Annotated in this window: 27 protein-coding genes; 10 read left to right on the forward strand and 17 right to left on the reverse strand. The window is 39.9% G+C overall.

Translation table 11 applies throughout. The annotated features are described in order from the left end of the window. Positions 1-172 precede the first annotated feature (172 nt). The 3 genes from FZ945_RS09425 to rpmB all read right to left on the reverse strand — a co-directional run bounded on the left by FZ945_RS09425 (position 173) and on the right by rpmB (position 1,856). Positions 173-379, reverse strand: a complete 207-nt coding sequence (locus FZ945_RS09425) for a DUF465 domain-containing protein (protein ID WP_002942218.1) — start codon at positions 377-379, stop codon at positions 173-175. 132 nt (positions 380-511) lie between these two features. Continuing rightward, a complete protein-coding gene (locus FZ945_RS09430; protein ID WP_012001697.1) occupies positions 512-1,642 on the reverse strand; it encodes a potassium channel family protein in 1,131 nt (376 codons plus the stop codon). Positions 1,643-1,664: 22 nt separating this feature from the next. Next, positions 1,665-1,856 (reverse strand): 50S ribosomal protein L28, encoded by a 192-nt coding sequence (gene rpmB / locus FZ945_RS09435; protein ID WP_002942221.1) that lies wholly within the window; start codon positions 1,854-1,856, stop codon positions 1,665-1,667. 199 nt (positions 1,857-2,055) lie between these two features. On the opposite strand from rpmB, the gene FZ945_RS09440 reads away from it, so the two are divergent. The 7 genes from FZ945_RS09440 (at position 2,056) to FZ945_RS10370 (ending at position 6,363) form a co-directional block, all read left to right on the forward strand. Next, entirely contained in the window at positions 2,056-2,754 is a 699-nt protein-coding gene (locus tag FZ945_RS09440) for a hypothetical protein (protein WP_222862626.1), read from the forward strand. Beyond that, complete coding sequence (locus FZ945_RS09445) at positions 2,751-3,617, forward strand: hypothetical protein (protein WP_148804099.1); 867 nt, start codon at positions 2,751-2,753, stop codon at positions 3,615-3,617. Before FZ945_RS09440 ends, FZ945_RS09445 begins: the two co-directional genes overlap by 4 nt. Next, positions 3,598-4,125, forward strand: a complete 528-nt coding sequence (locus FZ945_RS09450; protein ID WP_148804102.1) for a hypothetical protein — start codon at positions 3,598-3,600, stop codon at positions 4,123-4,125. Before FZ945_RS09445 ends, FZ945_RS09450 begins: the two co-directional genes overlap by 20 nt. 9 nt (positions 4,126-4,134) lie before the next feature. After that, a complete protein-coding gene (rpe, locus tag FZ945_RS09455; protein WP_148804103.1) occupies positions 4,135-4,782 on the forward strand; it encodes a ribulose-phosphate 3-epimerase in 648 nt (215 codons plus the stop codon). Then, a complete protein-coding gene (locus FZ945_RS09460) occupies positions 4,779-5,582 on the forward strand; it encodes a 3'-5' exonuclease (protein WP_148804105.1) in 804 nt (267 codons plus the stop codon). The genes rpe and FZ945_RS09460 overlap by 4 nt, the downstream gene beginning before the upstream one ends. A 279-nt stretch (positions 5,583-5,861) precedes the next feature. After that, entirely contained in the window at positions 5,862-6,164 is a 303-nt protein-coding gene (locus FZ945_RS10365) for a hypothetical protein (RefSeq protein WP_262367214.1), read from the forward strand. A gap of 10 nt (positions 6,165-6,174) precedes the next feature. Then, a complete protein-coding gene (locus FZ945_RS10370) occupies positions 6,175-6,363 on the forward strand; it encodes a hypothetical protein (protein ID WP_262367215.1) in 189 nt (62 codons plus the stop codon). Positions 6,364-6,424: 61 nt separating this feature from the next. Here FZ945_RS10370 and FZ945_RS09475 read toward each other — a convergent pair whose 3' ends face one another. From FZ945_RS09475 to FZ945_RS09505, 7 genes are all read right to left on the reverse strand, one after another. Next, on the reverse strand, positions 6,425-7,543 hold the full coding sequence (locus FZ945_RS09475; protein WP_148804109.1) for a M20/M25/M40 family metallo-hydrolase: 1,119 nt from the start codon (positions 7,541-7,543) through the stop codon (positions 6,425-6,427). Between the two features lie 9 nt (positions 7,544-7,552). Beyond that, positions 7,553-8,008 carry a YjiG family protein gene (locus FZ945_RS09480; protein ID WP_002942766.1) on the reverse strand — a complete coding sequence of 152 codons (456 nt, stop codon included), beginning with the start codon at positions 8,006-8,008 and terminating at the stop codon, positions 7,553-7,555. Positions 8,009-8,011: 3 nt separating this feature from the next. Next, positions 8,012-8,644 (reverse strand): nucleoside recognition domain-containing protein, encoded by a 633-nt coding sequence (locus tag FZ945_RS09485; protein ID WP_009293921.1) that lies wholly within the window; start codon positions 8,642-8,644, stop codon positions 8,012-8,014. Between the two features lie 233 nt (positions 8,645-8,877). After that, positions 8,878-10,995, reverse strand: a complete 2,118-nt coding sequence (locus FZ945_RS09490; RefSeq protein ID WP_262367217.1) for an RNA degradosome polyphosphate kinase — start codon at positions 10,993-10,995, stop codon at positions 8,878-8,880. A gap of 163 nt (positions 10,996-11,158) precedes the next feature. Beyond that, positions 11,159-11,743 (reverse strand): NUDIX domain-containing protein, encoded by a 585-nt coding sequence (locus FZ945_RS09495; protein ID WP_021093183.1) that lies wholly within the window; start codon positions 11,741-11,743, stop codon positions 11,159-11,161. After that, on the reverse strand, positions 11,728-13,095 hold the full coding sequence (mgtE, locus tag FZ945_RS09500; RefSeq protein WP_012001707.1) for a magnesium transporter: 1,368 nt from the start codon (positions 13,093-13,095) through the stop codon (positions 11,728-11,730). Before mgtE ends, FZ945_RS09495 begins: the two co-directional genes overlap by 16 nt. A gap of 9 nt (positions 13,096-13,104) precedes the next feature. After that, positions 13,105-14,274: a peptidoglycan DD-metalloendopeptidase family protein gene (locus tag FZ945_RS09505; RefSeq protein WP_148804113.1), complete on the reverse strand. Its 1,170-nt coding sequence runs from the start codon at positions 14,272-14,274 to the stop codon at positions 13,105-13,107. Positions 14,275-14,388: 114 nt separating this feature from the next. Here FZ945_RS09505 and FZ945_RS09510 point away from each other — a divergent pair, with 114 nt between their 5' ends. Both FZ945_RS09510 and FZ945_RS09515 read left to right on the forward strand, forming a co-directional pair. Continuing rightward, positions 14,389-15,111, forward strand: a complete 723-nt coding sequence (locus FZ945_RS09510) for a plasminogen-binding N-terminal domain-containing protein (RefSeq protein WP_002942758.1) — start codon at positions 14,389-14,391, stop codon at positions 15,109-15,111. A gap of 3 nt (positions 15,112-15,114) precedes the next feature. Further along, the gene (locus FZ945_RS09515) at positions 15,115-15,936 is read left to right on the forward strand and encodes a YihY family inner membrane protein (RefSeq protein WP_002942744.1); all 822 of its coding nucleotides are present in this window, start codon (positions 15,115-15,117) and stop codon (positions 15,934-15,936) included. 75 nt (positions 15,937-16,011) lie between these two features. On the opposite strand, the gene FZ945_RS09520 is transcribed toward FZ945_RS09515, so the two are convergent. The 7 genes from FZ945_RS09520 to FZ945_RS09550 form a co-directional block, all read right to left on the reverse strand. Continuing rightward, a complete protein-coding gene (locus FZ945_RS09520) occupies positions 16,012-17,037 on the reverse strand; it encodes a hypothetical protein (RefSeq protein WP_148804115.1) in 1,026 nt (341 codons plus the stop codon). Next, positions 17,024-17,740, reverse strand: coding sequence for a metallophosphoesterase (locus FZ945_RS09525; RefSeq protein WP_148804117.1), 717 nt, complete (start codon positions 17,738-17,740; stop codon positions 17,024-17,026). The genes FZ945_RS09520 and FZ945_RS09525 overlap by 14 nt, the downstream gene beginning before the upstream one ends. A 127-nt stretch (positions 17,741-17,867) precedes the next feature. Then, on the reverse strand, positions 17,868-19,343 hold the full coding sequence (locus FZ945_RS09530) for an aldehyde dehydrogenase family protein (RefSeq protein ID WP_148804119.1): 1,476 nt from the start codon (positions 19,341-19,343) through the stop codon (positions 17,868-17,870). 126 nt (positions 19,344-19,469) lie between these two features. Then, the gene (locus FZ945_RS09535; protein ID WP_002940530.1) at positions 19,470-20,639 is read right to left on the reverse strand and encodes a sensor histidine kinase; all 1,170 of its coding nucleotides are present in this window, start codon (positions 20,637-20,639) and stop codon (positions 19,470-19,472) included. Continuing rightward, positions 20,632-21,294: a response regulator transcription factor gene (locus FZ945_RS09540; RefSeq protein WP_002940533.1), complete on the reverse strand. Its 663-nt coding sequence runs from the start codon at positions 21,292-21,294 to the stop codon at positions 20,632-20,634. The genes FZ945_RS09535 and FZ945_RS09540 overlap by 8 nt, the downstream gene beginning before the upstream one ends. Before the next feature lie 9 nt (positions 21,295-21,303). Then, entirely contained in the window at positions 21,304-21,630 is a 327-nt protein-coding gene (locus tag FZ945_RS09545) for a hypothetical protein (RefSeq protein ID WP_021085558.1), read from the reverse strand. A 63-nt stretch (positions 21,631-21,693) separates the two neighbouring features. Next, on the reverse strand, positions 21,694-22,599 hold the full coding sequence (locus tag FZ945_RS09550; RefSeq protein ID WP_009293909.1) for an AEC family transporter: 906 nt from the start codon (positions 22,597-22,599) through the stop codon (positions 21,694-21,696). 284 nt (positions 22,600-22,883) lie between these two features. Between FZ945_RS09550 and FZ945_RS09555 the strand changes: the two genes are divergently transcribed. Beyond that, positions 22,884-23,189 (forward strand): hypothetical protein (locus FZ945_RS09555; protein ID WP_187424194.1); only part of this gene is annotated, 306 nt, incomplete at its 3' end.

Below are 23,189 nucleotides of genomic sequence, written 5' to 3' on the forward strand. Positions count from 1 at the left end.
GGACCAAAACCAGTTGCCTTTCCGCTTAGCGATACCCCAAATTTTTAAAGAGTTGTAATTATATAGACTTTAATGCCATTTGTCAAGGTTCTTTGTAAAAAAATTATTTTTATTAAAAATACAATTTCCGAACCAAGAATTAAAAGCAAAAAATGGTTTGGAAATGGTTTACTTATTTTTGCTCTTTGTATTTTAAAATTTGAGCGTAAATTTCATCTTTTAGTTTTAATTTTTCTTTTTTCAAGGCATCAAGCTCAGAGGCTTGTGCAGCTTTGCTATCTATTTTTTCATTTAGCTCGTCATGCTTTTTGCAAAGTGCGGCAAAATGAACATCTACTTTTTTCAACTCATTTATGAGATCAGTGTATTCGTGTAACATACGTAGCTCCTGTAAAAAATTTATAAATTCTAACAAGGCTTTGTAAATGTTTGGCTATCTAAATTTAGATCTATAAAAGCTTCTAGCATATAGTGGTTGAGCCAAATTTATGCCACAAATCAAATGCAAAAACTAAACGTATTTTAGTTCTTCTGGCTTGTGTTTGCTCTTTACTAGGCGTTTGGTTAGACGTATGCCATCAACTGTGCCGATGACTAAAAGCTTTGTGCCAGTGCCGATTAGAGTATCGCCATTTGGCATAGGGATAAATTTATTATTTATGTCTCTAATGCCTACCACGTCAGCATTCGTGATATTTCTTAGGTGTGTCTCTTTTAATCTTTTAAACCTGATCCAAGAGTAATCAGGCACAAGAATTTCTTCTATGTCGATAGGAGAGCTTTTTGTGTATAGAAATTGCTCGAGTAAATTTTCCATATCAGGTCTTACGCTCATGGCGCTTAGACGCTGTGCGACTAGGCGAGATGGGCTTACTACGTTATCAGCACCAAGTTTTTTTAGCCTTTGTGTATCATCTTCGCTATCGGAGTTTGTGATGATGTGGTAAGGTTTTTTGCGGCCTATCTCTTTTTCATAAAGTCTAACAGAAGCGATAAGTGCGATATTATCAGCGATATTTGGACTAAGAGTGATTAGTCCTTTTGCACTTGAAAGATGCGTTTTTAAAAAGGCGATTTGAGTATGAGGCTGAGCTTTTATGAAGTATGGATACTTGTAAATTTGTGCTATTTCTGCGATATCTTCTCTATCGTCAACCACTACAAATGGTATGTGATTTTCACGAAACTGAGCGCTAAGCTCAATCGTGTAGAGGTTGTGATAACAAATAACGAAGTGATTTTTTAGTCTTGCGATCTTGTAAAGCATGCGCCTTTCCTTTAAAATGCTAATTAATGTGCCTCTTTTTAGAACTTCTACAACGATACCGATTGATAGCGTAAAAATAATGAAGCCAACAAGGATAAAAGTTATAGTAAAAATTCGCCCCTTTGGAGTAATTGGTGCAACTTCGGTAAAACCGACCGTCGTGAAGGTCATGCCTGCTTGGTAAAAGGCATCTATGAGAGAGAAGTTATCTATAAAGATATAGCCAAGTGTTCCAAAAAGTAACAGTAGTACGACTGAAATTAGTGGAAATCTAAAAGGTTTTAGTTGTTCGTAGAGTTCAGTATCTAGGCTTATTTCTGGTTTTGCGGAGTTTGACCAGTTGAGGAATTTTAAAAGTCTTGAGAGAAAAGACATAAATTCCTCTTCATTTTATCTCTTAGTTTGACTGTTTTTTCATAGTTCTTAGAGTAGAAGCAGCAACTTTTATTCTTCTTGTTGTGCCATCTTCTAGAGTAACACGGATAGTTCTAAGATTTGGTAAAAATCTTCTTTTAGTTTTATTGTTGGCGTGGCTCACGTTGTTGCCTACCATTGGTCCTTTGCCAGTTATCGCACATCTTTTTGACATTTTTTTTCCTTATAAACAAAAATTTCTGCTGATTTTATCTAAACAAAACCAAAGTATTGCTTAAAATGAACATTTATATTTATAAGTTTTGTTGATTTTTTATTTAATTAAGGCTAAAATAGCCCCAAAATAAAAAATCGGTAAAACAAAAATGCTAACTAAAAATCAAATAGATGAAATTTCAAATTTTATCTATACAATGCCCGATGTTTTTTATGAGTGCCAAAAGCACTTAGATGAGGGCGACATCACTACTGCTATGGAGCTTTTTAGGGGTGACGAAGTTTTTAAAGCATATTTTACTACAGTTATAAAATTAGGAGATTTTGCTCCTAAAAGTTGGTCAAGAGATACCTATTCAATGGCATATATGGTTGGCATAGACAACCTAAAAATGATAATTTGCTCTTATTTTATTTTTATCAAATCTCCAAAAAGATATAAAAATTTTGGTGTAAATTTATACTCGATGATGGAGTTTAATGCCAAATTTCTATCTGACTGGAGCAAACTTCTAAACTACCTTGGACTAAAAAATCAAAAAAATTTATTTTTAGCTGCCTGCGCGCTAATTTTGCTTATATTTTGCGAGCTGATCTTTTTGAAGTATCCACACTCGCTTAAACATATCGTTGGTTTTTCTGATATGAGCTTTGATAGGATCTTGCAGCGAAGGTTTGATATTTCGCTATTTGGAGTGCTTTTAAAGCTCGCAGGATGGGAGAGCGATAGGCTCACTAGAGAAGAGGTTTTGGTTTTAAAATACTTTAAAATTTTGCTCTCTTATGAGGCTAGCATTGCTAAATTTTTTGACTTTGGCATCGATAGGATCACTGATGTTAGCGTCCATGCTTCGGCTGATATGGTTATAAATTTAAAAAAGGCTCTTAGAAAATGAAAGTAACTTTTGAGGGCTCTTTGGCCATTGTTAGGCCATTTGGATTTTTGGAGGTTAATATCACCCCTTCAAGTATAAAAAAGGCCGATGTGGAGCAAATTTGTGCAAGGCAGATAAGCGCTATTTTGCTTTCATTAAAAAATGTCACATTTTTTAGCCCGCTTTGGCTAAATAGCACGTGCGAGCATCTCTCAGGCATAGCTAAGCAGATAGGCGCTGAGTTTGCAGTTTGCGACTATGACGATACTTTTTACGAGCTTGTGGCAAAGACTTCAAAAAATATTTTGAGATTTTCACTCTTTGAAAATGAAAAAGTTGCGACGCTATTTCTAAACGATACGCTAGCAGATAGTAGCGAAGCCATCGTGATTTATAACAAAAATGAGCAGTATAAAGACTACATCAACTCGCTTTTGGAGCAAAAGTGTTACAAGTGTAAATTTGTAAAAAGCGTGGAAGAATTTAACGCCGCCAAGCAAGCTTACAAATACACCATCAGCACCCTAAATCACATCGTTTTAGGCAAAAAAGAGTTTAGCACCTTTGTAAGAGGCGACGTCGTCATTTACAAGACAGTAGGGCTCATGGATAGCTCTTTTGTGCAGAATTTTGACTATAAATTTCACGAAAGATTACAAAAGATAGGCTTTAAATTCTTTGTTTTTTGGTCTGATTCGGTCGGTGCTTTAAATACCATAGGTGCTAGTTTTTTGATAAAGCTATCTGAGCTGAGCCAAAAAAGTGGCGGTATATTGGCGATTTGCGGCTTAAATGAGGGCAACATCTCAGAGACACTTGCCTCAAATTTAAAAGCGGCAAAGATACTTTTATATAAAAAGATGGATGATTTTTTTCAAAGATGACTCGACGCTCTATTTTAAAAAGCGTCTTATCGACATTGAGCCTACAAAGATGAATAAAAGCTTAGTTGAGTTTTTGCCACTTGTGATCTCAAGTGTCACAGACGTGCTCTCACCTTTGATAGAGAGTGAAATTTTATGCCTTGATGCAAAGATTAGCAACTTTAACGTAGAGGGTGAAAATGACTATCTGCGGGCTTGTGTGCTCTTTTATGGCGACGTACAGATGAGAATTTTGCTTGGTGTTAAAAAGGACAAGCTTAGCAAAATTTGCTCCATTTTTTCAGATAATGGCGATCTGGAGTGTGGCTGTTTAAGCGGATTTTCTCAAATTTTTAGTATCATTGCAAGCAAAATTTTAGACATTTTCATCGAGAGAAATTTAAAGGTAAAGCTTAGCAACTTTAAATTTTACGAAAATGAGATGTTTTTTGACAGAGCAAGCAGTGGAATTTTTGCCACATTAAATGCAAAAGAGAGCCAAACTGGCGTGATTTTTATAAGTAAATAAGGATTTAAAATGTACGTTGCACCTAGTATTTTGTCGGCTGATTTCGGAAATTTGGCAGCTGAGATAAGAGCCATTTGCGAGGCTGGGTGTGATCTGGTGCATGTTGATGTTATGGATGGGCATTTTGTGCCAAATTTAACCATCGGACCAGTCGTGGTAAGTGCCGTTGCAAAGGCTGCTACAAAGCCACTTGACATACACCTAATGGTTGAAAATAACTCATTTTTTGCTGATCTTTTTTTGCCGCTAAAACCAAAATTTCTAACCTTTCACATTGAAGAAGAGAAGCATCCGATGAGACTAATAGATCACATCAGAAAAAACGGTGTTGGCCCTGGTATCGTGCTAAATCCGCACACGCCAGTTAGCGCGATCGAGCACATCATCGATGAAGTTGATATGGTGCTATTAATGAGCGTAAATCCAGGCTTTGGTGGTCAGGAATTTATGCCAGTCGTGCTTGAGAAAACAAGGGCGCTAAGAGAGCTAATAGAGCGCAAAAACGCCAAGTGTCTAATTGAAGTAGATGGCGGGGTGAACGGACTAAATGCGCCTGATCTTGAAGAGGCTGGAGCTGATGTCTTGGTGGCTGGCAGCTATATCTTTTCATCAAATTCTTACGAACAAGCCATTCGCGCCATAAAGCTTGAGTTTTGAAACCAAAAAAACAGCGTTTAGAAAATAGCATTGAAATTTTAGCTAGGCAAAATTTAGGCTATCACGAGTTTATTTTAAAATTTAGCGATATTGAGGAAATTTCATCGCTCATCGACGTGCGTGACCTTGATATGTGGCGAACTCTCGGGCTTGATATCACTAGAAATGAAAGCAACGAGATCGAGCTTGGCACGAGATTTAGAGATATTAGCGAGCAAGAATTTTGCGTTGTAGATATAGAAACGACTGGCGGTACGACTAGCGGTCAGATCATCGAAATAGGCGCTATAAAAATGAAAAATGGTGCTGAAATAGGGCGCTTTGAAAGCTTTATAGCAGCTTCTGTGGTGCCTGAAAATATCACCGAGCTAACCGGCATAAAGGCTAGCGATCTAGTTGGTGCGCCAAATTTGCTAAACGTGCTGGAGCGGTTTAAAATTTTTCTAGGAACTAGCGTCTTTATCGCGCACAACGTAAATTTTGACTACGGATTTATCTCGCATAGCCTAAACGAGATCGGCCTTGGCATACTGCTAAACAGAAAACTCTGTACCATCGATCTTAGCCGCCGCACCATCGCCTCGCAAAAATACGGCCTTGGCTCGCTAAAAGAACTCCTTGGCATAAACAACACCCACCACAGAGCCCTAAATGACGCGGTAGCAGCGGCCGAAATCTTTAAAGTCTGCCTCACACGCCTGCCTTTTAGTATCCAAACGACAGAGGATCTCATAAGCTTTAGCAAAAATGCCCCAAGCGTAAAGCTAAAACCAGAACCAGTTTTGAGGGCTTTGGAGTAGGGCGGTTTTTTAAGCCACTTGGCTGGGAATTTAGAAATTTGATTTGGCTATTATGACCTATTTAAACTAGATCGTCTATTTTTTCTCAGTTTGCGATCATTGTGCTTTAAAAAACGGCGCGATCTATCCGCGCGCGCCGATCTTTACAAAACCCCATAAATAACGTTGTCATTGTGATAAATTTCTCGTGAATGCCAGTTTTTGTATGCGCATAGCCAAGCCGTCGCCGCCTATGATGCAGTTTGCTAGGCGGTTTTGGTTTTGTAGCAAATTTAGAGAATGTGCCAATGTGAAAATTTACTTTCGCTAAAACTGCGTGATAAATTTGGAGTTAAATTTAGCCCTGCTATTTTAAGCGGCGATGAACTCTTGGCTAAATTTCAAAGCGTTGCACCAAATGTTAAGGAGCTTAGGCAGTTTAAAAAAGAGAGTAAAACACCTATTTGTGTGGTGAAATTTGAAAAAGATCGCCCTGTAAAAGAGCTATTTTCTAAGCTTTTGGAATTTAGGGAGTTTTTTAAGCTTCTAGTATTAGTGGATATGCAAAACTACTTAGAAAACACATATATGCTGGACAAATAACATAGATGCCTTGCGTGATATTTATATCGAGGAAGAGAATTTCTGCGTGGATGCGACGAGCAAGGACGAGCTAGAGGGCTACACTCGTGGCTGGCCTATGCAAACTGACTGCGAGCGCGAAGTGGTGGCTGAGCTTATTAGGCGTGGCGTAGTAAAAGATAAGCCGGAGCTATTTCATAAATTTGAGATATTTGGGTAGGGTTTAACCGCCGTGTCGTTATAAATTTTAAAACTTTAGGCAAGCATATTGCTTGCCTAAACTATGAAAGTTTTTTGATAGTTTCAACTATGAGATTGCACTTTTTGACGACCGAGTTTATCTCTAGATACTCGTTTTTCGTGTGCATGTTGCCACCAGTTGGACCAAGCCCATCTATCGTAGGGCAACCAGCCGATGCGCTGATATTGCCGTCACTTAGTCCGCCAGCATCAACCCAAGTGACCTTCGTGCCTGTTGTTGCCGCAGCTTCGTCAAAGACCTTTTTGATATTTGGTAAATTTACCTCGTCTATCATTGGAGCTTCTTCGTTTATGAGTATGCGCTCGCAAGTAACGTCTGGCACGAGTTGGTGAGATAAAATTTCGTCCATTTTCTTATGTAAAAACTCTACCGAGCTACCGTGGCGATATCTCATCTCAAATGTCACGCTAGCAAAGTCTGGCACGACGTTTTGGGCGTCACCGCCTTTTGTCATTATGCTATTAAATGTATGGCCTGCCTTAAAATCAGTGAGTTTTGAAAGCTCAACGATGAAATTTGCAGCCTCCACCACAGCTGAACGTCCGCGCTCTGGGTGGTTGCCAGCGTGCGCGCTAACGCCACGGAAATTTAACACATAAGAGATCACGCCTTTTCTAGTAGCCACCATCGAGCCATCTTCTCTTGCAGGCTCGACGACTAGGGCGTAGCGAGACTTCTTGGCTAGCTCTCTTATGGCGTCTTTGGCGAAATTTGAGCCAGTCTCCTCGTGTGAGTTTAAAAAGAGGCCGATCTTTAGCTTGCTAAGATCAAGCTCTTTGATGACGTAAAGCGAGAGTAGACTGCCGCCTTTATCGTCGATCGCGCCAAGCGCGTTTATGCGCTCATCTATCTTGCTAAATGGCACGTCAGCCTTTGTGCCTATAGGAAAAACGGTGTCCATGTGGCCGATAAATAAAAAGTCGTAGCTTTTTGCCTCAAGGTCGTTTGAGATGAAAAGGCAAGGGGCGACCTTGTCGGTGCCAAGCTCTATGCTCTTGCTTTTTAGTCCTAAAATTTCGGCTCTTTTTTTAAACCAAGCCGCAACTTCATTTACGCCATCTGTGCTTGAAGTTGGGCTTTCTATGTCGGTTATCTCCTTTAGATCGGCCAAATATTTGTCTATTTCACTATCTTTCATCTTTTATCCTTATACGAGCAAGCTCATCACAAACATCGCTAAATAGGCATTTAGGATGCAAATCCCAAAAAGCACGAGATAGTGTCTGCCTGGTACTTCAAGCACGCCCAAAACTCGTCCCATGTACTGCACAGTCGAGCCAACTAGCGCCATGCCAGGAAGCAAGACAGCGATATCGTTTGCGTTTAGCGTACCATCTCCTACAAGTGCGACTAGCACGCCTGCTGAGCCGCCCCAGCTCAAAAATGCAGCCATGAAAACGGCTATGGACTCACCTGGAAGACCAAGCGGGAGCATGATAAATCCTAGAAATTTGCCTATCACGCTAAGCGCGCCAGATACTTTTAGGATGTGGATGATGACAAAGGCCATAAGCACGTTTGGGATGGTGTTTTTTACAGCGATGTCCCAGCCTTTTCTAGCGCCCTCTACAAATACGTCGGTTATTAGTTTATTTTCAGTCATCTCTTACTCCTCATCATCTTTGACAAATTTTTTGACATAAAGTCTCATCAAATTTGCTCCAATAATTTTAAAGACAAAAACTATGCCTAGCACCATGGCTATGGTAGCAGGGGCTGTGTTACCAGCTTTGTCAGTCACAAGTAGAACAGGCGCAAATGAAGATAAGAAATTTGTGATCATCGCACCAGCGCTAAACTGAAACGCTGCAAAGATTAGAAGCTCTTTGTGCGAGATGAGGCCATCTTGACGCAAAAATTTAGCCGTTGAGCTGCCTGCGTCAGTGCTTTGTGTGCTTGCTATCAAAGAGATAGAGCAACATCCTGGTATGCCAATAAGTGGCTTTAAAACAGGCGTTAGCAGTCTTGATGCTGCGTAAAGTGCATGGTATTTCTCAAAAATAGCGACAAAGCCAAGTGCGAGCATAACGGCAGGGGCAAGGCTAAGGGCAAATAAAAAGCCGCCTTTTGCGCTAGTGCCACTTCCTGTTTTAAACCATTCTGGAAATTGACCAGCAAGTTTGCTAAAGTCAAAGATGCCACCATAGGTGTTTTGTAAAAAACCTCCAAAGAAAACGATCGCAATTGCAAGTGTGATCGTACCGATGACGAGTTTTTTAGTATCACTACTCTCTTTCATAAAGCCTCCTTTGATTTGGAATTTGTTTAAATATTATAACGCCTATGCTTATGTAATATTTAAAATATAAAAATACTTACTTGATTGTAACTTTTCTTGCCAAATTTACCCATTTTAGGTGCCTTAAGCAGTGGAAATAATAAAATTTATTATTAAAATTTGTAATTTTTGATAGAAATTTTGAGGAAAATGGCTCTTAAACTTAAAATTTAAATTTAAAAGCCATTTATCTTTTAGCTCTCTTTTAAAAGCTTGCTTGCTAGCATGTCAGCTTTTGCTTTGTCGGTATCTTTTTTGACGGATTTGTAAATTTTAGAGATATAGTTTTCTAAAACTTCGTGGCAAGAGATCACTTTTTCGCCCTCGCGTCTAGCTACTTTTGCGTATTCGCCGTTATTTTGTAGCTCAAATGCTAAGTCATTATCACTTAGTTGAAGCTCTAAAATTTCAAGCAGTCTCTCTTGAAGCCTTGGCTCAAAAATAGGCGTCATGAGCTCCAAGCGGCGTTCTAAATTTCGTGGCATCCAGTCAGCACTTGAGATGTAAATCTTTGGATCGGCGTGTTTGAAATATAAAATTCTAGCGTGCTCCAAGTATTTGCCGATGATCGAGCGAACTCTTATATTTTCGCTTTTGCCTTTTACGCCTGGCCTTAGTCCGCACACACCTCGGACGATTAAGTCGATCTTCACGCCTGCGTTTGAGGCGCGGCTAAGCTCGTTTATCACGTCTTCGTCTATTAGCGCGTTCATCTTAGCGATGATCCTGCCCTCGCTGCCTTTACTTGCCTCCACTCTTATCTTTTCGATGATGCGCTCTTTTATCTGAAAGGGCGACATGCTAAGGGCGTTTAGACGGCGGTTTTTGTTATATCCTGAGAGGATGTGAAAAAACGAGGTCGTATCTTGACTAAATTCCTCTTTGCTCGTAAATAGGCTAACGTCGGTGTAAATTTTAGCTGAGCTGCCGTTGTAGTTGCCGGTGCCAAAGTGCATGTAAAATTTGAGTTTATCGCCGATCTGGCGGATCACTTGGCTAACTTTTGCATGGACTTTAAAGCCTGTGATGCCATATATCACGTGCGCGCCAGCATCTTCAAGCGCCTTTGCCCAGTGCAAGTTGTTTTCTTCATCAAACCTTGCTTTTAGCTCAACCATCACGGTTACTTGCTTGCCGTCGCTTGCAGCGTCTATTAGACTTTGAATGATCGGCGAGTTTTTATCGACCCTGTAAAGTGTCATGCGTATCGAGATCACTTTTGGGTCTTTGCTCGCTTCTCTTATAAAGCTAACGACTGGATCAAAGCTCTCAAATGGATGAACTAGTAGCACATCCTCTTTGTCTATGGCATCAAAAATCGAGACGCCGTTGCCAAATGGAGGCAGGGTTTTTGGGGCGTAGGGTGGGTTTGCTAGGTGGCTAAAATTTTTACTCCCAGCTATCTCCCAAAGAGAGCTAAGTGTGAGCGGGATGCTTGAAAAGTAGATATCTTTGTGAAAAATTTTCATGTGAAAATTTAAAAACTCTAAGATATCAGCGTCAGCGTCTTTGTCTATTTGCATACGCACAAAAGCCCCTTTTCTGCGAAGCTTTAGCCCTTGCTCAAGTATCATCATAAAGTCATCTGCCTCTTCTTCTTCGATGACGATATCAGCGTTTCTTGTCACTCTAAAGGCAGCTGAGCTAATGAGCTTATATCCTGGGAAAATTTCTTCTGCGTGGCGGTGAACGATCGTTTCTATTGGCACGAAAACATTGCTGCTTGGCTGGGTAAATCTTGGTAAAACTCTTGAAATTCTTATCATGCCGTATTTTAAAATTTCAGGATGCTCGATATCAGCAAGCTTAACGGCAAGCGAGAAGCTAAGATTGTTTAGGTGCGGAAATGGATGGGTCGCATCAACAGCGATAGGTACGATAACTGGCAGGATGTTTGAGAAAAAGTATTCGTCGCATTTTTGCTTTAAGCTATCATCAAGCTCGTCGTAGTTTTTGATAAAAAGACCCTCTTTACTAAGCGCATCTACGGTGCTTTTGTAGTGGCTTTCAACTAAATTTTGCTCATCTTGAAGATATTTTCTGATCTCTCTTAGCTGATCAAGTGGGCTCATGCCATCGCTGCTGCTTGTCGTCACTCCAGCTGCAAAAAGCTGCTTTAGACCGGCCACTCTTATCATATAAAATTCATCAAGATTTGTCATATAAATGGCTAAAAATTTTAGCTTTTCAAGTAAAGGGATGTCCTTTTCACACTGAGCGAGCACCCTTGAGTTAAAGCGTAGCCAGCTTAATTCGCGGTTGATAAAAAGAGTTTCGTTTTCGCTCATCATTTTCTCCTTATGATTTTTGATTATTTTATGATATGTGCGGTTATAAAGTTCTTATTTTGTTAAAAATTTAGTTACAATAGTGCAAATTTTAAACGTAAAGGTTTTTTATGTCGGATTACATTATATTAGTTGGCATTTTTGTTGTGGCGGTTGTTGTCTTTGCGCTTATCAAAAAGGTCTCTTTTTAGCCTTTAAATTTCTCCCACCACAAGTAGGCAAAGATGAGCCCAAAGCCCTTGACCTTGCTCTCATCAAAGGCAAATTTCATCATATCTTCTCGTTTTATAAAAACTAGCTCGATATCTTCGCCGTCAATGCCACCACCTGCATTTACCTTCATGCTCTCATCGATCTTTGCGTAAAACATCGTTTGAGTGTTGCCACCAAAGCCAAAAGCGCCATACGTCATCGTGATGCGCTCCATCTCTTTTAGCTCGTATCCGACCTCTTCGACTGCCTCTTCTCTAGCGGTTTGCTCTTCGCTTAGCCCCTTATCCATAAGCCCTGCACAAAGCTCATAAGTAAAGCCTTGCTCGTTTGTTTTGATGTCTTCTTTTTCTTGCGAGTACCAAACGGCTGGGCGAAACTGCTTGACAAATAAAAATGCATCTTTTTGCTCGTGATATAAAAATATACTAACGCTATTCATCACCTTGACGCAGTCCCAGTCCCTTTGCAAGCCATTTTGTTTAAATTTCATCTTAAATGGCTTTAGGTATTTTGACTCACCAAGAGGTAAAATTTCTAAATTTGTTATAGTAGTATCCATTTTGCAAGTCCTAAAAAGCTAAAAAATCCTATCGCATCAGTAAATGTAGTAAGAATGACCGCCGAGCCAACAGCAGGATCGATGTTAAAGCGCCTTAGAGTCAAAGGTATGATCGTGCCAAAAAAGCCAGCAAAGAATAAATTTGTAACCATACTAAGGCCAATGACTACTCCAAGCATGCCTTTGTCAAACCAAACAGCGGCGATGACGCCCATGATAGTGCCAAAGATGAGGCCATTTACAAGCGATATCGTCACCTCACGCTTTAAAACGCTCTTTGCATCTTTAAATTCTATCTCGCCAAGTGCCAAACGGCGAACCGTAACAGCAAGTGCTTGTGTGCCAGTGTTACCGCCCATTGAAGCAACTATTGGCATAAGCACGGCAAGTGCGACGTAAGCTGCGATCGTCTCGTCAAAAAGTCCGATGATAGATGAGCTAAAAAGGGCTGTTAGTAAATTTATGCCAAGCCAAACCGCACGGCCACGACCAGCTTTAAATAGCGTATCGTCCTCTTCTGACTCGTCATCAACGCCAGCTAGGTTATAAATTTGCTCTGTTGCGCTCTCTTGGATGTAGTCGTGGATATCATCATATGTGATACGACCTAGCAAAATTCCAGTGCTACTTGTAACTGCGATAACGTTTAGATCGTATTCTTGAAACATATCAGCGACATCTTGCATGAGATCCATATCATTTGCCATGTGAGGCTTGTAGTGGTCGATCTGGGTTGATTCGATATTTTGTTTTAGCGTCTTTGTGAAGTCAAAGAGGATGAGATCTTCAAGCGGGATGGCGTATTGCAAGACACTATTTTTATCGATGATGAAAAGCTGTGAGACATTTTCTAGTTTGCCTTCTTGCTTTTCTTGTCTTAGTCTTGCAACTGCGCTGCCAAGCTTCTCTTCAAGGTGAGCCGAAAATAGCTCTGTTTGCATGTGCGCACCAGCTCTATCTTCATCGTAGCTTCTAAGTCTTAAAATTTCGTTTTGATTTTCTTTATCTAGCTCGTTAAAAAGCTCTCTAGCCTTGTCCTCATCGATATCTTCGATGTATTGGAGTAGGTCGGTAGCATCGTCACTCTCTAGCTCTTCAAGCGCTTCTACGATCTTTTCAGCTGGGAGCGTGTCGATCACGTCTTTTAGCATGTGATCAGGTAACTCTATCGCCACATCACCCAAAATTTCAGGATCTAGCTTTTCAAGATACTTGGCAAAAAGCTCCTCGTCATGCTTTTTAAGTGTTTTTAGGTGCTGGGCTAGCTCGTAAGCAGAGAGCTCGCCGTCTTCTAAATTTTCATCTAAATGCTGATCTATCAGCTCTTTTGCTTCTTCTAGTTCTTGGCTCAAGTTTTACCTTTAAAAATCTATTACGTTAGGGAAAAATTCCACCTTGTGATACTCTTTGTCGTTGCTTAGAGCCTGTTTTATCAGTTCATCATTTCTATTTATGACTGCTTTAAATTTAGCAGACTCTTTTTTGTCTTCTATATTTTTTACGACCTTGATGGCGCTTTCTGGATTGATCGGTTTGCCACCTAGATAGAGTCCAAAGTGTAGGTGTGGGCCAGTGCTCATGCCGCTTGTGCCAACATATGCTATTAGCGTGCCTTGTTTTACTCTAAGACCGCTTCTTATACCCTTTGCAAAGCCGTTTAGGTGGGCATAAAGTGTCTCGTAGCCGCCAGCGTGAGAGATGATGACGGTTCTGCCATAACCGCTCTTTTGTCCGACAAATTTGACCGTGCCATCGCCTGCAGCCTTGATCGGTGTGCCTTTTGGAGCACCATAATCAACCCCAAGGTGCGCTCTATATCTTTGAAGGATCGGATGCCATCTTTTTAGGGTGAAATTTGATGTGATCCTTGCGTTTGCAAGAGGGCGGACGAGCAAAAATTTATCATTTTTCTTGCCGTTTTTATCATAAAATTTATCTTCAAATTTATACATCACGTAGCGTTTGTTTTTAGTCTCTATCATCGCTGCGTAAATTTCAGGCGTGCCAAAAGAGCGTCCCATGCGTAGTTTTTGGTTATAGACAATAGCAATCGTATCGCCTTTGTTTATCTTTTTAAAATCGATCCCGCTGCCGCTAAAAACCTCTTTAAAACCAAGTGCTAGCGTGCCAGAGCCGGTGTAGTCAAAGATATCTTCAGAGACTGATTTATCGACTTTTAGGGCTAAAACTTTATCTTCGCTTTGGTATAAGATCGGGATAAACTCAAGCTGAAATTTACCCTTATCATCTCTATAAATATGTATCTGAAGCTCGTCACTAACGGGGATGAGAGCTTGTTTAACCTCGCCGTTATCGTCTTTGTAAATTTGATATTTTGTACCAGCGATAATCTCTTCTGTTAGCTCTTGATCTTCGCTTGTTAGGTTGTAGTAAAGTGAAAGTGGAATTTTATTTGTTTCAAGGAAATTTAAAAAGCTGCTGCCATTTGGCCAACTAAGCTCATCGACAGTTGGTTTTATGGCATATAAATTTATACATAATATTGCAAAAATCACAAATATACGAGGCATCGATATCCTTTTAAAAAGCTGGAGGGGATTTTAACTAAAACTTGCTTTAATTTTGCAAAAGATAAAGCATTTTAGGCTATAATCGCTCTAAAAATTTAAACTTAGGAGATATTTTTGAAACGTATAATCGTGATTTTATCGCTGTTTTTTGGCTTTGCTTTTGGGGCTGATTTTTCTTTAAATGAGTATAGAACTCCTCTTATTAGCGTCGAGAGTGACGGCACAGCAACGATAGTTGATAGTCCTGAAATTTTGATCGGATCAAGCGGCGTCGTGCTTCATAAATTTGACACTGATAGCTCTATCATCGCAAGAGTGAGCGTTGTCTCTAAAAATGCCGGCTTTGCGAAGGTTAGATTTGAGGTGTTTGACCTGCTTGAGCAAAAGGCTCTCCCACTCCCTGGCATCGCACCTGCAAGTGGCGATATAGTCGTGTTAAACTACCTTTATAACCGCTCGCTAATCGTCGTGCCAAATAAAGAAATTTATGAAGAGGTTTTGGGCGCATTTCCTAATATGATATTTATCCACCCAGATCTTGTTGGAGCATACTTAAGCTACGAATACAAGCCAAATCCAAGCAGAGACGACTTTAGAAAAATGTGCGCTCAAAGTGCAGCTGGTCTTATCTTTGTCGCGATGGATGGCAGAAGCGTTTTTGCTGATTGCCAAAGCTTTAAAGTGCTAAAAGAGTTTAAAACTGGCGAAGTTGAGTATTACCAACTACCATTTTATACAAGAGTTAGCGACATAGACACTGTGTTTTGGAAGCTAAATAGCGAGCACATCAACAACTACGACGCTCACTACGAAAAACTTTTTGAAGAAGATAACTGATAAATGAGCCGTTTGTCCTTAAGCAAGAGCGATTTAAAGAGTGGTTTAAATTTGCTAGCTGCTCTTAAGGACAAAGAGCTCTTTCACTACGCAGCAAGCCTTAGTTTTCATACGATCTTATCGATCATACCTATACTTCTTATATCGTTTTCTATCTTTACAAAACTGCCTAGCTTTGAGGATTATTACGCCAAAATTCAAGACTTTGTTTTCTCAGCTCTTTTGCCAAGTAACCAAGAGATTATCTCAAACTACTTGCAAAATTTCCTCCAAAATAGCGGAAATTTAGGCATAGTTGGCTTTGTGGCGATGATATTTACTTCGGCTATGTTTTTTAGCGATTATGAATACGTAGTCTTAAAAGTGACAAGAGCTAGCAAGGCTAGGGGGTTTTGGTCGGCACTTAGCTCGTACTGGACGCTCATCACGCTTGCGCCACTCGGACTTGCTGGCAGTTTTTACCTCTCAAGCCTTGTGCAAGAGATGCTAAACTCGACTAAATTTACAAGCTGGATAAATTTCTTAAGCATCGTGCCATATCTCATCATCTGGGTGATATTTTGCGTCACATATCTTATCTCAGTAAATGACGAGATAAAATTTAAAAGCGCGTTTTTTAGCTCGTTTGCCGCCTCACTCGTTTGGTATCTTGGCAAGTCAGCCTTTGTCTATTACGTCCTTTACAACAAGACCTATTTAAGCGTCTATGGCTCATTTTCAGCCGTGCTTTTCTTCTTTGTGTGGATCTACATCTCGTGGATCATCTTTTTATATGGGCTTAAGTTTTGTGCCTATCTCTCAAATAGCTCTAAATTTAAAGGATAAATTTATTGCCAGCTGGCAATTTGTAAATTTACCAGCTAGTAGGATATGTATTATTTTACGTGAAATTTTATGTATCTAGCGTTTAAACTCGCAAATTTCTATCTTTATGTCAAGCTCTTTGCTAAATTTACTAACAGCCTTTTCAAGCTCGTCTTTGTCAAAGCATATAAGATCAACATAAGAGTGCTTAGTGCCAGTAGCTGCGCCCATGCCCTCGCAAAAAGTGCTCCCTTCCAGCTCATCTTCTATCTTAGTTTTGCTATCAATGCCAAACTGCACGTCGCCGCCGTGATACAATACTAAAAAGCAGAAATTTATACCAAGCTCGTAAGCTTCATTATAGATATCGCTTTTTCCGTCATAGTACTCATTTAGTAGCGAGGTTAGGCTCGTATATCCCATAAATACATCATCTCTTAGCACATCTGAGCGAGGTTCTAGCTCATAAAAGCTAAACTGCTTTAGCGGCTCGCTTGATGCCTCTTTGCCAAATTTATCATCTATAAGATCGGCAAAGTCGGTAAGCGCGACGCCTTTTTCTCTTGGCTCATCTACGATCTCAAAGTCTCCAAGTGTGTTTATCATCGCTGTCTCGCCAACAACATTGTCGCAAAGTATGAAAGCTAGTGTGTAGGCCTTGTTTTCATCTTCGCTTTTTAGCTTGCTTAAAGTTTCGTTATATAGGCACATATCCACGCTTTTTTCTTCAAAATTTGCATAGACCATGACCTCATTTGCATCAACACTCACGCCATACATCTGTATAGTGGCTACGTCGCGTGGTGCACGTGGTTTGCCAAGCGTGCAAGTAAGCTTTGTCTCATACTCTTTTGGCATGCGTGATTTGATAAATTTAAGCCAAAAAAGCCTATATTTCATCCCTTCTGGTGTTAGCACTAGATCGATCTTATTATCAACAAGGCCTATCATAAAAGTTGGATCTACTAAACATAAATTTAGCGCCTCCTCAGTCATTTTACTCGCTGTTTCGTAATTTTTATCCTCTAAATTACGCTTGATGACATCTAAATTTTTACCAAGTTCGCTCCAAAATTTATCAACCCTACTAGCAAAGCTAGAACTCTTTTTAGAAAACCACATCTTTATCCTTTTTGTTAAAATTTTCAACATTTCTTTGCGTATAAATTTTCATCGATGGAAACTCTAACGCACTTAGTTTGTCATAACCAACTTCATTAAAAACGCAGCCAGTGTCGATATCTGCGCTATTTTTATAAAATTTTACCTCTCTTACTGGCGTGTGACCATAGACATTAAATATGCCACTAACTTGCATCTCGTCGCCTCTGCCTGAGAGCAGGTGCCTTTTAAACTCTTCACTAGCGTATTTGTCGTTTCTTAGCTCCCACATATTGCCAACGGCTGAGTGAGAGACGACTAGATGCTCGCCATTTTGAGTTTTATAATCTTTAAATTCCAGATAAACTGGCCTGCTTTCTAAAAAATCCACATGCCTTTGCTTAAACTCTACGCTTTGTCCAAGATAAGATCTATATGTCGCTTCTCCGCCGTTTCCAAAAAACCAGCTCCTGTCAAATGGCACTTTGTTGTTTAGAAATTCAAATTTATTGCTAAGTAGCCTTCGCTCGTGATTTCCCATTACCATTTTATAGTCATTTTGCATGATAAGCTCGACCACGTCGCAGCTAAAAAGCCCCCGATCTATCACGTCGCCAACAAAGCAAATTTGAGATTTTTCTTTGTTTGGAAACTGCTTGATAAGCTCTAAAAGCGTGTTAAAACAGCCGTGAACGTCGCCGATAATGTAAATTTGCTCGCTCAAATTTTCTCCTTTGTGCCAAATTTTAGTCTATTAAACTTAAAAATAAAGATTGTTATTTTGCTGATAAATTTAGAAAGAAAAATTTATTTATGAAATTTAAAGAAGTAGGGGGCAAAACCCCCTAAAATCATTGTGCGTAAAAGCCGCTAACCTTGCCGGTGAGGTCTATCATGATGTTTTTCATCTGAGTGTAGTGCTCAAGGATGATCTTGTGCGTCTCACGGCCGATACCTGAGTTTTTATATCCGCCAAATGGGCTACCTGCTGGGATTTGATTATAGGTGTTGATCCAGACCCTGCCAGTCTCCATAGACCTTGCAACGCGAAGTGCTTTTGTGATGTCTTGCGTGAAAATACCGCCACCAAGGCCGTATTCGCTGTCATTTACCATTTTGATAAGCTCGGCTTCATCTTTAAATTTGATGACAACGCCAACTGGTCCAAAGATTTCTTCTTGAGCCACTCTCATATCGTTTGTCACATCAACTAGCAGCGTTGGCTCGACAAATGCGCCCTTGTCGCAACCATTTGCAGTGTAGGCTTTGCCACCGACTGCAACTTTTGCACCTTCTTTTTTGCCGATCTCGACGTAGTTTAAAATTTGCTCAGCTTGTTTTTTATTGATCTGAGAGCCCATTTGAGTGCTAGGATCTAGTGGATCTCCAACTTTTATAGTGCTAAATTTCTTAACCGCAGCCTCTATAAATTTGTCATAAAAGCTCTCTTCTACGAAAATTCTAGACCCTGCGCAGCAAACTTGACCTTGGTTAAACAAAATTCCAAGTTGAAGGCCGTCAAGTGCCTTGTCTAAATTTGCATCGCTAAAGAAGATGTTTGCGCTCTTGCCGCCAAGCTCAAGTGTGGCTGGGATGATACGGCGAGCCGCAGCTATGGCGATATCACGGCCGATCTCGGTTGAGCCAGTAAATGCTAGCTTGTCAAGGCCTGGGTGGTTTTTGATCCACTCGCCACTCTTGCTACCTCTGCCCGTTACTATGTTTATCAAACCTTTTGGCAAAATTTTATCTATCAGCCTAAAAAGCTCAAGCACGCTTAGGCTTGTCTCGCTTGAAGGCTTAAACACGCTCGCGTCGCCTGCTGCGATCACTGGAGCTAGCTTCCAAGCCGCCATTAGAAATGGAAAATTCCAAGGCACGATCTGACCCACGACGCCTATTGGCTCGCGTAAAACGATAGAGAGTTGCTTCTCATCAAGCACGTTTGCGCTGCCTTCTTCGCCCATGATAACGCCAGCAAAATACCTAAAATGCTCGGCTGCAAAAGGGATATCGACATTTAGCGTCTCACGGATTGGCTTGCCGTTGTCCATGCTTTCAACTTTTGCTAAGTGCTCTTTGTGCTCATCGATGATATCAGCGATCTTGTTTAGCAGCTTTGCGCGCTCGCTAACTGTGGTGTGTTTAAATTTATTAAAAGCCTCACGTGCAGCACGAACTGCGTCATTTACATCTTCTTCGGTAGCATCAGCGATCTTTGCAAGGTACTCGCCGTTTGCTGGATTTTTGGCATCAAGTGTAGCGCCGTCTTTTGCGTCACGCCACTCACCATTTATGAAAAGCCCGTATTTTTCAAGTAGTTTCATACTTTTCTCCTTGATTAAGATTTTGTAAAAGGATTATAATATTAATAAAATTTATCAAAAATAAATTTTGGATATAAATTCTCTTTTTTAATAAATTTTATTATTTAGAGTAGGGTGGTTTTAAATTTAACTCTGCCAAGAGAGTGAAAACGTAGTCTCGCCATCAAGCTCGCTTTGGCATTTTACGGTGATGTTATTTTTCTTGCAGCACTCTTTGACTAAATTTAACCCTATGCCAAAGCCGCCTTGATCGTCGTTAAATCTCGTGTAGCGATCAAAAATTTTCATCTGGTCCTCTTTACTGATGCCGCGTCCAGTGTTGCTTATGCTAAAGAAATTTGGCTCTAAAACGATGCTAACCTTTGAATTTGGCGCTGCGTATTTGGAGGCGTTGCTAAGGAGATTATCTAAAATTTTACTCACATCCTCAAGGTCTGCGTTTATGAAGCTTGGCTTTAGGCTAGCCTCTATCTTAAGTCCGCGTTTAGCAAAAAATGGCGAGAAGTAGCTAAGCCTTTGCGTGGTTAGTAATTTTAGATCGATTAGCTCTTTTTTGCTTGGTTTATCTAGGTTGAAGCTTAGATGAACGAGCGCGTCATAGATGCTACCTAGGCTCTTTGCAGCAAGGCTGATGTTGTTAAAACGCTTTAAATTTCGCTCATTTAGGTTGTTGCGATCGGCCGTTTCTATGCTCATAGAAATGACGCTTAGAGGCGTGTTTATCTCGTGCGTTGAGTCTTTTATGAAGCGGTTTAGCGTCTCTATCTTTTTATAAAGTGGCTTTAGGCTTAGTTTTGCGAGGTAAAAGGCGATGAAGAGCAGGGCGAAAAGGAAAAAGAGCGCCTTTAGTGTGGTTGAAATTTGCAAAGATAAAATTTCAACCTTGATATCTTTGCCAACTAGAAAAATATCAGCGTGCGATAGCTCGTCTGTGGCGTTGTCATCCATGTATTGGATCTTTTCAAATATCGAGACCTTACCGCCGATCAAATTTACATTTTTGCTTTTGTCTATCTTTTGGCAGTCAAAGTCTTTGTAAATTTTCTCATCATTTTTTAGCACGATGCAAGCATTCACGCCTTTTTCTTTTGTTAGACTTGAGATTGAGTCAAGTCCATTCATTCTAGCTTTCATGTAAATGCCCATCTTTATCTCTTTTAGCATTTTGACCTCGTTTAAGATGAGCGCGTTTTTTTTATTTTTATAGTCATTTATGAAAAAATAGCCCAGAAAGAGCACGGAGCTAACAAGATAGAGGGATAAAATTTTAAATAAAATTTGCGTCTTTTCAGACATAGATGTAGCCGTCTCCACGCTTGTTTAAAATGGCATCTTTGCCTAAAATTTGGCGTAAATTTTTGATATATACACGAAGGCTAAGCTCGCTTGGCTCCTCGTCAAATTTCCAAATTTTATTAAAAATTTCATCTTTGGTTAAAATTTTGCCCTTGTTTTGCAAAAATAGGGCGAGCAGGTCGCTCTCTTTGCTCGAGATATTTACATTTTCGCCGTTTTTACTTAGAGTTTTGCTCTGTGGGTGAAAGCAAAGATCATCTAAAATTTTGATATCTTCGCCGTTTTGGTGTGAGAAATTTCTTTTTATGAGAGCTTGCATGCGGATAAGTAGCTCTTTTAGCTCAAATGGCTTTTTTAGATAGTCATCGCAGCCGCTTTTGTAGCCTTTTTCAAGGTCGTCTATGGTGTTTAGCGAGGTGGTAAATATGCTAGGTGTTGTGACGCCAAGCTCACGTAGCGATGAAAGTAGGGAGAAGCCGTCGCCTTGCGGGAGTTTGACGTCTAGTATAAGTAGGTCAAAATTTCGCTCGTATGCAAGATCTAGTGCGTCTTTGGCATTGTTTGTAGTGGTGACATCGTAACCATTTTCGCCCAGATACTCGCTTATTAGATCAAGTAATGTTTCATCATCTTCAACAAGCAAAATTCTGACCATCAAGTGCCTTTACATGCCTTTTTTCATTTCGTCTTTCATACCCATGTCGTCTTTTTTCATACCCATGTCATCTTTTTTCATTTCGTCTTTCATGCCCATGTCGTCTTTTTTCATACCCATGTCATCTTTTTTCATTTCGTCTTTCATGCCCATGTCTTCTTTTTTAGCTTCGTGTTTTTTGACAGGATGTTTTTTAGACATATCATCTTTCATCATCTGCTCTTTCTTCATCATCTCATCTTTGCCCATCTTGTCCTTTTGCATCATTTCAGTAGCATTTGCAAGACCGCCAAACATAAACATAGCACCAAGTGCAACTAAGATTAACTTTTTCATAAAGTCTCCTTTAAATTAAATTATGTTGCAATTGTAGTCACTTAGTGTGAAATAAGTGTGAATTTACGCAAATACAAAATAGATAACTGGAAGCGTGATAAATGAAAAAAGCACGCCAATGGCAACTGATGAGATGGCTAGTGAGCTATCAAGCCCAGCTTTTATGACCATCGCACTTGCAAGGGCTGATGTTGGCATCGCACATTGAAAGAGGCCGACGACCCAAGTTTTGCTCATCTGGATGCCTGAGACTTTTAATATGATGAAAAATACGATAGCTGGCAATATCATCTTGCACAAAAGTACAACACTAACGCCTTTATATGAGCTTGTGATACTGCTAAAGTTAAGACCAACGCCGATCGCAAAAAGTGCGACTGGGGTGACGCTACCTTCAAACATCCTAAGTGGCGCAAAGATAAAATCTGGAAGCGGGACTTCTTTTAAGATAAGACCCATAATGAGCGCTATAAATGGTGGAAATTTTAAAATTTTCATTGTATTTTGAAATAGCGAAACCTTCTCTGGTGCGGCAAAAGATAGGATGAGTGGTCCAAGGATCGAAAGCGGGATACCAGTGGCTATTTGATCGTAAAAGATGACCTCATTTACCATCGCATCGCCAAAGAAGCCCTGAATGACAGGCATACCGACAAATAGGGTGTTACCAAAAAGGCTTAGCATGACCATACTGACGGTTGTTATTTTGGTAAATTTAAAAACCTTGCCTATGACAAATGCCAAAGCGGCGCTAATGGCGGTTGAGGCAAATCCGATTAGGATCGTGTTTATAAGTGAGGCATCGACATTTACGTGGTAAATTTTATCAAAGATTAGCGCAGGCATTGCAAAACAAAGGACAAAATCCACAAATGGGATCGAGTGCTTTTGCTCAACAATGCCGACTTTTTTAGCAAAAAAACCAGTTGCGATTATAAAAAATATTGCAAAAAGTGGTGTGAAATTCATAGCAGTCTCTTTTAAGTTTGGAATTTACAAAAAATTGATTATATGCCCCAAAAGATTAAATTACAATAAATTAAATTACAATAAACTTTTTTGGAGGTAGTAGCAAAATAGCGTTGTCTTGGTCTTTTCTGTTTTTTGGTTTGATTAGTTAAATTTAAATATTGCACAAAATACGACAACTATTATTGTTGATAAATATCTTTGTTTAAAATATGTTAAATAAATTAATATTTTTACCGATATAGATATACAAGACATTAAATTTAAACAAGGAGTTTTACCAAATGAAGAAGGTAGCAAACAAAGTAGCACTTATCATCGTAGTGCTTTTAGTTGTCTCGCTTGGCGTGTTTTCAACGGTGAATTACACAAATACCAAGGAGAGGATTTACGATCTAGCAAAGGAGTCTAAGACTTCATCTTCAAAAGTTTTGCAGTTTTATATGAATGCATTTTTTGAAGACAAGCTTGCAGCCGTTCAAAATTTTGCTAGTTACATCGAGGCGCATCCGCAAATTTTGGATGACAAAGAGGCTTTAGAAAAAGTGCTGATGAACGCAGCGCAGGTTACTGATTTTTCTGAGTTTTAC

This window comes from Campylobacter concisus, assembly GCF_902460535.1.
Taxonomy (GTDB): domain Bacteria; phylum Campylobacterota; class Campylobacteria; order Campylobacterales; family Campylobacteraceae; genus Campylobacter_A; species Campylobacter_A concisus_AS.